Here is an 11166-nt window from a genome sequence, read left to right as displayed (position 1 = left end):
AACCTCGTCCCAGCAGATGCTGGAGACGGGGTATCAACTAATCTGGCGTTGATTTTTGGCACGCTGTTGAGTTCTCAAGGAACGGTCGCTTCCTTCGTACTCACCCTCTCGGGCTTTCCTCCGGGCGCTTCCCTTCGGTGTTTCAAACTCTATCAGGCTTTTTCCGTCTCTCTGACCACCCCTCTGCGGACATGCAGAAGCGGATCCAGAGATAGGATCTGACAAGTTTGGGTTCTGCCGAGCAGGGCGCTCTTGCGGCGCTCCGCCCCAGGCAGGAGTACGACTGTACACGGAGTCTCGAAGGCCGTGCAAATCCATGGAGCTGGTGGTCTAGACCACTAACTGGTAGCTTCCATACGGAACCACCAGTTCATCTGACATACGCTGCTGCCAGCGCCGTCCGGCACAGGCAGTGACGGCCCGTAAGCAAGCTCCACTCCTTGGGAGGCTTCCCATGACCACCGTGACGTCCCCGCTCGCTGGACGGGCCATCGGACTGGCCGAAGTGCCGGATCCGGTCTTCTCCGGGGCCATGGTCGGCCCGGGCACCGCCATCGACCCCGTGCGTGAGCCGTCCGAGGCCGTGGCGCCCGTGGACGGCGTCATCGTCTCCCTGCACCCGCACGCCTTCGTCGTGGTGGACGAGAGTGGGCACGGCGTGCTCACCCACCTCGGCATCGACACGGTGCAGCTCAACGGCGAGGGTTTCGAGGTGCTCGTCAACAAGGGCGACACGGTGGCGCGCGGCCAGGCCGTCGTGCGCTGGAACCCCTCCGCGGTCGAGGCCGCCGGCAAGTCCCCGGTGTGCCCCGTCGTCGCCCTCGAAGCCACCGCCGAGTCTCTCTCCGACGTCCGTGACAGCGGAGACGTGAAGGCCGGCGACAGCCTCTTCGCCTGGAACTGACGGCAGTGCCGTCGTCGGACGGCGATCAGGACAACCACCGCGGCGGCGGGACCCGCCGCACTATCGGAGACGGGTGAGATGGAGACAACGCTGCGAGGCGTCGGCGTGAGCCATGGCGTGGCGATCGGCGAGGTTCGGCACATGGGTACGGCGGTACTGGAGCCGCCGGCCAAGCAGATCCCCGCGGAGGAGGCCGAGCGTGAGCAGGGGCGCGCCCGCCAGGCCGTGGACGCCGTGGCCGCCGATCTGATGGCGCGCGGCAATCTGGCCGGGGGCGAGGCCCAGGCCGTGCTCGAGGCGCAGGCCATGATGGCGCAGGACCCCGAGCTGATGGCGGACGTGGACCGGCGGATCGCCGTCGGCAGCACGGCCGAGCGCGCGGTGTACGACGCGTTCGCCGCGTACCGGGAGCTGCTGGCCGGGGCCGGTGAGTACCTCGCCGGCCGCGTGGCCGACCTCGATGATGTGCGGAATCGTATCGTCGCCCGGCTGCTGGGCGTTCCGATGCCGGGTGTCCCGGACAGCGACCAGCCCTATGTGCTCGTGGCGCGGGATCTTGCTCCCGCCGACACAGCGCTGCTGGATCCCTCCCTGGTGCTCGGTTTCGTGACCGAGGAGGGCGGGCCGACCAGCCACAGCGCGATCCTGGCGCGGGCGCTGGGTGTGCCGGCGGTCGTGGCGCTGCCGGGTGCCGGTGAGCTGACCGAGGGCACGGTGATCGCCGTGGACGGCAGCACCGGTGACATCTTCGTGAACCCGAGCGAGGCGAAGAAGGCGGAGCTGGAGGCCGCGGCCGCCGAGCGCAAGGCCGCGCTGTCCGCCTCGACCGGGCCGGGTGCGACCGCGGACGGGCACAAGGTGCCGCTGCTCGCCAATGTGGGCGGTCCGGCGGACGTGCCTGCCGCTGTGGAGGCCGGGGCCGAGGGCGTCGGTCTGTTCCGTACCGAGTTCCTGTTCCTGGACGACAGTAAGAACGCTCCTTCCGAGGCGAAGCAGGTGGAGGCCTACCGGCAGGTGCTGGAGGCGTTCCCCGAGGGTCGTGTGGTCGTGCGGGTGCTGGACGCGGGTGCGGACAAACCGCTGGACTTCCTGACTCCGGCCGACGAGCCGAACCCGGCGCTGGGCGTGCGGGGTCTGCGGACGCTGCTGGACCACCCCGAGATCCTGCGCACCCAGCTGACGGCGCTGGCGAAGGCCGCCGAGGGGCTGCCGGTCTACCTCGAGGTCATGGCGCCCATGGTGGCGGACCGTGCGGACGCGAAGGCGTTCGCGAACGCCTGCCGTGAGGCGGGGCTGCAGGCGAAGTTCGGCGCGATGGTGGAGATCCCGTCGGCCGCGCTGCGGGCGCGTTCGATCCTGCAGGAGGTCGAGTTCCTGTCGCTGGGAACCAACGACCTCGCCCAGTACACGTTCGCGGCCGACCGGCAGGTGGGCGCGGTGTCCCGGCTTCAGGACCCGTGGCAGCCCGCGCTGCTGGACCTGGTCGCACTGTCCGCGGAGGCGGCCAGCGCCGAGGGCAAGAGCTGTGGTGTGTGCGGTGAGGCCGCGTCCGACCCGCTGCTGGCCTGTGTGCTGACCGGTCTGGGTGTCACCTCCCTGTCCATGGGTGCGGCGTCGATTCCCTATGTCCGGGCGACGCTGGCGAAGTACACGCTGGCGCAGTGCGAGCGGGCCGCGGCGGCCGCGCGTGCCGCGGACAGCGCCGAGGAGGCGCGCAGCGCGGCCCAGGCGGTGCTGTCCGGCGAGTAGCCGTACCGGCGGTGTGTCGCGTGTGCCGGGTGCAGGGGCGTCCCGCCTTCGGGTGGGGCGCCCCTGGTGCGCTCGGCATGCGTTCGGCGTGCTGTCGGCGCGGTCGGCGGGGGCCGACGCGCCGGTTCGGTCAGTGCCGGTGGCCGGGTGCCGTGTTCTCGTCCCCGAGGTCGGGGGGCTCGCAGTAGTCGACGTCGGGTTCCGGGGAGATGAGGTCGCCGGATTCGATGTCGGTGCAGTAGGCGTCGAACACTTCGGATGCGGTGAGTGGTTCGAGGCCGCCGGAGCGCAGTCGCCAGCCGTAGACGCGGTCGGGCGTGTCCGGGGCGCTGGTGCGCAGGACGAGTCCGCCCGGGCTTCGGGTGGCGAGGCCGAGTGCGAGGACGCTGGTGAATTCCAGGGCCTCGGCCTCGTCGATGCGGATGCCGCCGTCGTCGTCCTGGTCGCCGTGCAGGACGGAGATGAGGGTCTCCGGAGATCCGGAGACGCTGCAGACGAGGTGCCGGTCGCGGGGCGGTGCGGTGTCGAGGATGCGGACCAGGAGGTCGGAGGCGCGGGTGAAGGCCGCCCTGCCGATGTCCTCGCCACAGGTGGGGCAGGGTCCGAGGCGGGACAGCAGGGTGGTGGCGTACTCCCATGTCGCCTGTCGTACGGCTTCGTCGACGAGGGCGGGTACTAGTGTGGCGAGGGGTTGGCCGTCGTAGGGAATGGTGGGGCCGTTGGCCGCCAGTTCGGCGGTGAAGCGGGTCCGGGTGGTCGGGGCTTCCGGGTCGAGGCCGGTTTCCGCGCAGTAGGCGGCGTAGTCCTCGGGGTCGAACAGGGCGAGTGTGGTGTGGCTGCCCTGGGCTGCGCGGGCCTTGAGAACGGCCTCCACCTGCTTCAGGTAGGTCGCGTGGTCGTCGAAGGTGAAGCTGCGGTAGCGCCGCATGGCGCGGAAGTCGTGTTCGTCGGTGAGCAGGCCGATGGTGCCGGCGATCTCTCGGCGCAGGACGCGTCGCATGGTCTGGTGGTCGGTGTGCGCCATGTTTCCCCCAATGTGCGTGGTCGATCAATGCTCACTCACCGTAACCGGCGGCACTGACAACGGGTCCTGGGTCTGCCTTGGAAAGGGCCCCGTGCTCAGCTGACGGGCGGCCGGCGATCGGTCCACGGGTGTGCGAGTTCGAGGCTGCGAGACGCCCGGATCAGGAGGTCCTCCCGCCACGGCGCAGCGACGATCTGGACGCCGACGGGCAGGCCGGTGGCGTCGTCGTGGTGGAGGGGGACCGAGATCGCCGGTTGGCCGGTCACGTTGAACACCGAGGTGAACACCCCCATCGGATAGCTGTTCCGCAGCGCCGTCAGGGGATCGTCGCCGCTGCCTGCCCGCCAGGCACCGACGAGCGGCGGGAGGCACGCCATCGTGGGCGTGACCAGGAGGTCGAAGCGGGCGAGGAAGCCTTCGACGATGCGCCGCGACAGCTGTTGGGTCTTCCTCACCCCTTCCGCGTAGGACCACGAGTCGATCGATCGTGCCGCGTCACGCAGGGCACGGTTGTGGGGCTCGACACGGTCCGGGTCCGCGAGTGCGATCCCGGCAGCGCCGACGTTCCAGATGGTCGTGAACGCCGCCACCAGCTCGTCGGTCGGGGGCAGCGGAAGGCGCGTGTCGACGACGTGGTGACCGGCCGATTCGAGCGTCCGAAGGGTGACGGCGACGGCTTCGGCACACGCCGGGTGCACGCCTGCCCCGTCCATCGGAGAGTCGGTGAGCGCACCGATCCGCAGCCCGGTCGGCATGTCCGTCTCCAGCGCGGCGGCCAAGGACCTGTGCGGGGTCCGGGGTGACCACCACGCGGCCGGGTCGTGGCGCGCGAGCACATCGAGGGCGGCCGCGGTGTCCGCCACCGTGCGGGTGAGCACGCCGCTGGTGCCGAGGCCTTCCACGCTGACGGTCGCGTTGGTGACCAGGCCGCGGGTGGGTTTGAGTCCGACGAGGCCGTTGCACGACGCGGGGATGCGGTTCGACCCGCCGCCGTCCTCGGCGTGGGCGATGGGCACCATCCCGGCGGCGACGGCAGCGCCCGCTCCGCTCGACGACCCGCCCGGCGTGCTCCCCAAGCGCGCCGCTCAGCTTGTCCATTTCGACCACGCGGCCCACCGTCTGGCCGCGGGGCACAGCGCCGCACAGGTGGCGGCGGAGATCGGCTACGCCGACCAGTCCCACCTTCATCGGGATGTCATGGCCTTCGCGGGTGTGACGCCCACGGCCGTCGCGTTGCGCCATGGCTCGCGGTCGACGACGTCGCGTGAGCCGCCCCCGAATACCTGTCCGCGCCTTGACGCGACGGGCTGCGCGCGGTGCGGCCTCGGCGCTCCGGCGTCCCCGGCGGTGACCGGCGCCGCCGGCCGGTGGTGGCCGGGAGGCAACGCGATGGTTGCGTGGGCGGATCAGGGCCGGCGGCTGGAGCCTGCGACGCCGCGCGGCGGGCCTCGGACTTCACCCGCCGTGCCGGGCAAGTCCGAGGCCGCCTAGGGGGGTCAGGCGCGCTTTCGGGCGAGTTCCTCGTAGAAGCCGAGCAGGGAGAGGTTGTCGATGGAGCCCGGGTTGACCGCCTTCTCCAGGGGTGTGCCCTGCAACAGGCGCTTGACGGGGACCTCGATGCGCTTGCCGGTCAGGGTGTGCGGGACGCCCGGTACCTCGATGATCTCGTCGGGTACGTGGCGCGGCGAGAGCTGTTCGCGGATGGTCTGCCTGATGCGGTTCAGCAGTGCCTCGTCGAGGACGGCGCCGGGTGCGAGGTGCACGAACAGCGGCATCCAGTAGCCGCCGTCGGGCTGCTCGATGCCGATGACGAGGGACTCCCTGATCTCCGGCAGGCGCTCGACGACCTCGTAGATGTCGGCCGAGCCCATGCGCACGCCCTGCCGGTTGAGGGTGGAGTCGGAGCGGCCGTGGATGATCACGGTGCCGCGTGAGGTGACGGTGATCCAGTCGCCGTGCCGCCAGACGCCGGGGTAGGTGTCGAAGTAGCTGTCGTGGTAGCGGCTGCCGTCGGGGTCGTTCCAGAAGCGGATCGGCATGGAGGGCATCGGGTTGGTGACGACCAGCTCGCCGACCTCGTCGATGACGGGCTTGCCGCTGGGGTCCCAGGCCTGCAGGTCGGTGCCGAGGCCGGGCGCCTGGAGTTCGCCGGTGTACACCGGGAGGGTCGGTACGCCGCCGGCGAAGCAGGAGCAGACGTCGGTGCCGCCGCTGACGGAGGCGATCCACAGGTCGGCCCCGCTCTCCGCGAACTCGTCGTGCAGCCAGCGGAAGCCGTCGGGCGGCAGCGGCGAGCCGGTGGTGGCGACGCACTTCACCTTGGCCAGGTCGTGGTCGCGAGCGGGGTGGACACCGGCCTTGCGGCAGGCCATGACGTAGGCGGCGGAGGTGCCGTAGAGGGTGGCCCCGGTGCGTTCGGCGACCCGCCACTGGGCGCCCGTGTCCGGGTAGCCGGGACTTCCGTCGTACAGGACGATCGTGGTGCCCGTGAGCAGGCCGGAGACGAGGAAGTTCCACATCATCCAGCCGGTCGAGGTGTACCAGAAGAAGCGGTCCTCGGGGCCGAGGTCGCAGTGCAGGCCGAGCTGCTTGAGGTGCTCGACCAGGATGCCGCCCTGGGACTGGACGATGGCCTTGGGCAGGCCGGTGGTGCCGGAGGAGTACAGCACCCACAGCGGGTGGTCGAAGGGGACCTGCTCGAAGACCGGCTCGGTGTCCCCCGCCGTCAGCGCCGCCCACTCCAGGGCGCCCTCGGGGGCCGCCGTGCCGAGCAGCGGGATGTGGACGACGGCGCGCACGGTGGGCAGCTCGCGGCGCAGTTCGTCGACGATCTCGCGGCGGTCGTGCTCCTTGCCGCCGTAGCGGTAGCCGTCGACCGTGAACAGGACGACGGGTTCGACCTGCTGGAAGCGGTCGAGGACGCTGCGGGCGCCGAAGTCGGGGGCGCAGGAGGTCCAGACGGCGCCGACGGCGGCCGTGGCGAGCAGGGCGACGACGGCCTCGGGGATGTTGGGCAGGTAGCCGCTGACACGATCGCCGGGGCGGACCCCGATGGCGCGGAGTTCGGCGGCGAGGGAGCCGACCTGGCGGCGCAGCTCGGACCAGGTCACCGGGCGCGGTTCGTGGGTCTCGTCGACGTGCAGGAGGGCGGGTTCGTCCGGGCGGTCGGCCGCGGCACGCAGGGCGTGCTCGGCGTAGTTGAGGGTGGCTCCGGGGAACCACTGGGCGCCTGGCATGGCTCGGTCGCCGAGCACGCGCGCGTAGGGCGCCGAGAAGCGGACGCCGAACCACTCCGTGACGGCTTTCCAGAAGGTGTCCAGCTGGTCGACGGACCACTGGTGGAGGGCGGGGTAGCCGCCTTCGGCCGGGGCGCCGTGGTGCTCGGCGGCCCATGCCTGGAACTGGGTGATGCGTGCCTGGGCGATCCGCTCGGGATCGGGCTGCCAAAGCGGCTGGGGGTTCGCGGTCGTCATGGGGGCGGCTCCCGGGCTGTGCGCGTCGTGTGCGTCGGTCCGCGCACGGGCTGGGGTGTGCGCGTGACGCGGCTGACAGGGACGATGCCATGTGATCGACTTCTGCACCAGGGTGTACCCCACATAGTCGGCGTCATGAAGATGTGGTCCTGGCACGGGTGAACGGCAGTTGAACGACACGCGCGTGTGGGGTGCTCAGTGGCAGGGTGAGCAGCATGGACGGTCGTGACCTGGTGCGTTCGGTGAGTGTGGTGGGTTCGGGGAGGGCGGCTCGGGGGTTGCGTACCGTACGGGCGGCGTGGCGCATGCGGCGGATCGACGCCGCCGGGTTGCCGCGGCGGGGTGCCGAGCGGGCGCGGGTTCCGGGGCAGGTGGAGAGCGTGGAGCCGGGGCCGGGTGGCGGGCTGATCCGGTTCGGCCGGTCCGAGCTGCGGATCACCGTGGCGGTGAACGGGGCGGTGTTCTGGGGATGGGACGGGGCGGGTCCGCAGCCGTCGTACGCGCTCGCGGGGGGTTGTCCCGAGCCGGATCCGCGCGCGGTGCTGGAGCCGGACAAGGACGGTGGCTGGCGGGTCGTGGCCGAGCGGGTGACGGTCACCGTCTCGCGGCACGGCGCGGTGGAGGTGTGTACGCCGGGTGGCGTGACCCTGCGGCGGGATCTGCCGCCGCGCTGGTGGGAGCCGGTCGGCGGGGGCACGGCGCGCTGGATGCAGCGGTCGGAGGTGGGGGCGGACGCGCGCTTCTTCGGTCTGGGCGGCCGGGCGTCCGGGCCCCGGCTGCGGGACGGCACGTACCGGCTGTGGAACACCGACCCCGGCCGGGCGTTCGGCCCCGGCGACGATCCGCTGTACGTGACCATGCCGGTGCAGCTGGTGGTGGCCGACGCCGGCACGCACCTGGTGTTCCACGACACCACGTGGGACGGCACGGTCGTGCTGCACGAGGGCGAGGAGGGCGCTGGGTCCGGGCACGACCGGGCGGGGCGCTGCGAGCTGCGGATGGACGGCGGGCCGCTGCGCTGCTGGGTGATGGTGGGCGCCCCCGCGCGCGTGCTGCACACCTGGGCCTCGCTGACCGGGGCGCCCGCGCTGCCGCCGGCGTGGGCGCTCGGCCATCAGCACGCGCGGTGGGGCTTCGGCAGCGAGCAGGAGGTGCGCCGGATCGTCGCCGGATACCAGGAGCGCGGGCTGCCGCTGGATGCCGTGCACCTGGACATCGACCACTACGACGACCACCAGGTGTTCACGGTCGACCGGGAGCGCTTCCCGAAGCTGCCGCAGCTCGCCGAGGAGCTGCGCCGGGACGGGATCCGGCTGGTGTCGATCGTCGACCCGGCCGTGAAGGCGGCGCCGGGCAACGCCGTGTACGACAGCGGTTCGGCCGTGGACGCGTTCGTGCGGGACGCCTCCGGGCGGACGGTGCGCGGGGTGGTGTGGGCCGGCGAGTCGGTCTATCCGGACTTCACGCACGCGCGTGTGCGCAAGTGGTGGGGCGGACTCTACGAGGAGCGCCTCGGGCAGGGCTTCGCCGGGTTCTGGCACGACATGAACGAGCCGACGTCGTTCAACGCCTTCGGGGAGCTCACCCTGCCGCGTTCGGCCCGGCACGCCCTGGAGGGACGCGGGGGCGACCACCGGGAGGCGCACAACGTGTACGCGCTCTGCATGGCCCGGGCGGGCTACGAGGGACTGCGCGAGCTGTCGCCCGGGGAGCGGCCCTTCCTGTTCTCCCGGTCGGGCTGGGCGGGGATGCAGCGGTACGGGGGCACCTGGTCCGGGGACGTGGCGACCGGCTGGCCCGGGCTGCGGGCCTCGCTGTCGCTGGTGCTGGGGCTCGGTCTGTGCGGGGTGCCGTACTCGGGTCCGGACGTGGGCGGTTTCGACGGCGGTCCGTCGCCGGAGCTGTATCTGAGGTGGTTCCAGCTCGGCGCGTATCTGCCGCTGTTCCGCACCCATGCGAGTCTGCGGGCGGGGCGCCGGGAACCCTGGGAGTTCGGCGCCGAGGTGCTGGAGCACGCGCGCGTGGCGCTGCTCGAACGGCGGCGGCTGCTGCCGTACTTCATGACGCTGGCGCATCTGGCACGGCGCACCGGCGCGCCCTTTGTGCGGCCGCCGTGGTGGGGGGCGCCGGAGGACCGGGCGCTGCGCGACTGCGAGGACGCGTTTCTGCTCGGGGATGCCCTGCTGGTGGCTCCGGTGCTGGATCCGGGTGCCGACCGGCGGGCGGTACAGCTGCCGCGGGGCCGCTGGTACGACACCGCGACGGAGGAGGCGTACGAGGGTCCGGCGCAGGTGCTCGTCGACGCGCCGCTGTCGCGGATACCGGTGTTCGCGCGCGCGGGTGCGGTCGTCCCCGTGCGAGGCGTGGACGGCGGGGTCGAGCTGGAGGTGTGGGCACCCGCGCGTGGCCGGACGGGAGGCGGTCTGGTCGTGCCGGACGCGGGCGGCGGGTGGGACGAGCCGGAGATCGAACGCTACGTCGCCCGGAGGCAGGGCCCTCGGGTGGTGGTCACCCGGGAGCGGGAGGGCGGTTCCGCCGAGCCCCCCTACCCGGTGCGGGTGCGGGGGCTCGGCTGAGCCGCGTCGCTCAGTACCGGCCCTCGAACCAGGCCCGTACGGCCACGGTGTGCAGCGGGAACGCGAGTTCCTCGGGCCTGCGCAGCAGCTGCCAGCCCTCGGTCTCGTCCGTGGGGGCGGCGGGCGGGAGCCCTTCCACGGGACGCTCCGGGAGGAGTCCGAACAGCAGCAGGTGACCGTCGGGCGAGCTCATGGCGTCCACGAGCCGCACGTCCCGGGCGGCCGCGTCGATGCCGGTCTCCTCCTTGAGCTCGCGTACGACGGCCTGCTTCCAGTCCTCCCGGTCGTCGATGTAGCCGCCGGGCAGTGCCGTGCCCCCGCGCGCGGGGGTGACGGTCCGGGTGATGACGACCAGGGCCGTGCCCTTGGTGTCGTACACGGGCTGGAGCGCGATCGCCACCGGCAGCGGATTGCGGTAGGCGACGGTCCCGCAGGACGGGCAGGTGCGCGGCCAGCCGGAAACGCCCTCTCCGTAGGGCGCTCCGCAACTCGAACAGTGCGAGTCCGGTGCGAAGTTGTCAGTTGAGTGCTGAGTTTCGGACACGCGCGGACTGTATCCGATCAGAGGAGTGACATCTTCCGGAGGTTGCTCACTGGCCGCCGAAGAGCGACCTGGAGGACACGGGGAAGTCGAAATAGGTGTCCGGGTAGGGCTCGGGCTTGTACGTGTAGTGCCACCATTCCTCGGCGAGGTTCACGAATCCGAGGCCCTCCAGGGTGTTCTTGAGCAGCAGGCGGTTGGCGCGCTGTTCGCCCTGGATGCGCGGGTCAAGTGTGTGCGCGAGGGTGTCGAAGCAGTCGAATCCGGTGCCCATGTCGACGGAGTTGTCGGGGAAACGCTCGTCCTTGGGCGCGAAGCAGGGCACCAGCGGCTGTCCGGGGTGGTAGGGCCGGGTCGGCCTGGCGGGGAGCCTCACGATCGTGAGGTCCATGGTCGAGCCGCGGCTGTGTCCGGATTTCTCGGCGATGTAGCCGTCCGCGAACAGCCGGGTCTTGTCGACGTTCGGGTAGAACTCGCCCTTCATCGCCTGGTCGCCGAGGTCCTCGGCCCAGCGCACGAAGTGGTTCACGGCCCGCTGCGGCCGGTAGCAGTCGTAGACCTTGAGGGTGTAGCCCTTGCGCAGCAGGGTGAGCTGCGCCTTGTGGAGGGCTTCGGCGGCGGGGCGGGTGAGGATGCACATCGGCTGCTCGTAGCCGTCGATGCGCTCGCCGACGAAGTTGTGCGGGGTGAAGTAGCGCATCTCCTGGATGATCGTCGGATCCACGGTTCTCAGGGCCACGAAGTCCTTCGGTGCCTTGGGCTCCGTCGTCGCCCCGGCGGTGGCGGGGGCGGTGGTCACGGCCAGCAGGGCGGCGAGAGCGGTGACCAGCCCGCGTACTGCACTGGTGAGTCGTGTCATGTCTCCTGCACTGCCCAATTCCGGATGCCCGTGACACACT

General features: G+C 71.5%; 8 protein-coding genes and 1 pseudogene. 4 read left to right on the top strand and 5 right to left on the bottom strand.

The window, feature by feature from the left end; translation table 11 throughout:
• Positions 1–454 precede the first annotated feature (454 nt).
• Both ACZ5NH_RS13155 and ptsP read left to right on the top strand, forming a co-directional pair.
• A complete protein-coding gene (locus ACZ5NH_RS13155; RefSeq protein WP_388625991.1) occupies positions 455–904 on the top strand; it encodes a PTS sugar transporter subunit IIA in 450 nt (149 codons plus the stop codon).
• A gap of 78 nt (positions 905–982) precedes the next feature.
• Positions 983–2653 carry a phosphoenolpyruvate--protein phosphotransferase gene (gene ptsP / locus ACZ5NH_RS13150; RefSeq protein ID WP_388625993.1) on the top strand — a complete coding sequence of 557 codons (1671 nt, stop codon included), beginning with the start codon at positions 983–985 and terminating at the stop codon, positions 2651–2653.
• A 130-nt stretch (positions 2654–2783) separates the two neighbouring features.
• Here the strand turns inward: ptsP and ACZ5NH_RS13145 are convergent, their stop codons facing one another.
• Both ACZ5NH_RS13145 and ACZ5NH_RS13140 read right to left on the bottom strand, forming a co-directional pair.
• Complete coding sequence (locus ACZ5NH_RS13145) at positions 2784–3677, bottom strand: hypothetical protein (RefSeq protein WP_468774886.1); 894 nt, start codon at positions 3675–3677, stop codon at positions 2784–2786.
• Between the two features lie 95 nt (positions 3678–3772).
• Entirely contained in the window at positions 3773–4696 is a 924-nt protein-coding gene (locus ACZ5NH_RS13140) for an amidase (RefSeq protein WP_468774884.1), read from the bottom strand.
• Positions 4697–4739: 43 nt separating this feature from the next.
• Here ACZ5NH_RS13140 and ACZ5NH_RS13135 point away from each other — a divergent pair.
• A pseudogene (locus tag ACZ5NH_RS13135) lies at positions 4740–4945 on the top strand (helix-turn-helix domain-containing protein); the annotation flags it as partial.
• Positions 4946–5173: 228 nt separating this feature from the next.
• Here the strand turns inward: ACZ5NH_RS13135 and ACZ5NH_RS13130 are convergent.
• A complete protein-coding gene (locus tag ACZ5NH_RS13130) occupies positions 5174–7150 on the bottom strand; it encodes an acetoacetate--CoA ligase (RefSeq protein WP_468774882.1) in 1977 nt (658 codons plus the stop codon).
• Positions 7151–7365: 215 nt separating this feature from the next.
• On the opposite strand from ACZ5NH_RS13130, the gene ACZ5NH_RS13125 reads away from it, so the two are divergent.
• Positions 7366–9726 (top strand): glycoside hydrolase family 31 protein, encoded by a 2361-nt coding sequence (locus ACZ5NH_RS13125; RefSeq protein ID WP_468774880.1) that lies wholly within the window; start codon positions 7366–7368, stop codon positions 9724–9726.
• 10 nt (positions 9727–9736) lie between these two features.
• Here ACZ5NH_RS13125 and ACZ5NH_RS13120 read toward each other — a convergent pair whose 3' ends face one another.
• Positions 9737–10270 (bottom strand): NUDIX domain-containing protein, encoded by a 534-nt coding sequence (locus ACZ5NH_RS13120; RefSeq protein WP_388626003.1) that lies wholly within the window; start codon positions 10268–10270, stop codon positions 9737–9739.
• Positions 10271–10316: 46 nt separating this feature from the next.
• Positions 10317–11126: a M15 family metallopeptidase gene (locus ACZ5NH_RS13115; protein ID WP_468774877.1), complete on the bottom strand. Its 810-nt coding sequence runs from the start codon at positions 11124–11126 to the stop codon at positions 10317–10319.
• Between the last annotated feature and the right edge of the window lie 40 nt (positions 11127–11166).

The sequence above is a fragment of the Streptomyces sp. NPDC031426 genome, assembly GCF_055581585.1.
This window is presented reverse-complemented; position numbering and strand designations above follow the sequence as displayed.

Excerpts from the sequence above, each read along its gene's own strand:
- ACZ5NH_RS13155 (WP_388625991.1), top strand. The coding sequence starts at position 455 with ATGACCACCGTGACGTCCCCGCTCGCTGGACGGGCCATCGGACTGGCC.
- ptsP (WP_388625993.1), top strand. The coding sequence starts at position 983 with ATGGAGACAACGCTGCGAGGCGTCGGCGTGAGCCATGGCGTGGCGATC.
- ACZ5NH_RS13145 (WP_468774886.1), bottom strand. The coding sequence starts at position 3,677 with ATGGCGCACACCGACCACCAGACCATGCGACGCGTCCTGCGCCGAGAG.
- ACZ5NH_RS13140 (WP_468774884.1), bottom strand. The coding sequence starts at position 4,696 with ATGGTGCCCATCGCCCACGCCGAGGACGGCGGCGGGTCGAACCGCATC.
- ACZ5NH_RS13130 (WP_468774882.1), bottom strand. The coding sequence starts at position 7,150 with ATGACGACCGCGAACCCCCAGCCGCTTTGGCAGCCCGATCCCGAGCGG.
- ACZ5NH_RS13125 (WP_468774880.1), top strand. The coding sequence starts at position 7,366 with ATGGACGGTCGTGACCTGGTGCGTTCGGTGAGTGTGGTGGGTTCGGGG.
- ACZ5NH_RS13115 (WP_468774877.1), bottom strand. The coding sequence starts at position 11,126 with ATGACACGACTCACCAGTGCAGTACGCGGGCTGGTCACCGCTCTCGCC.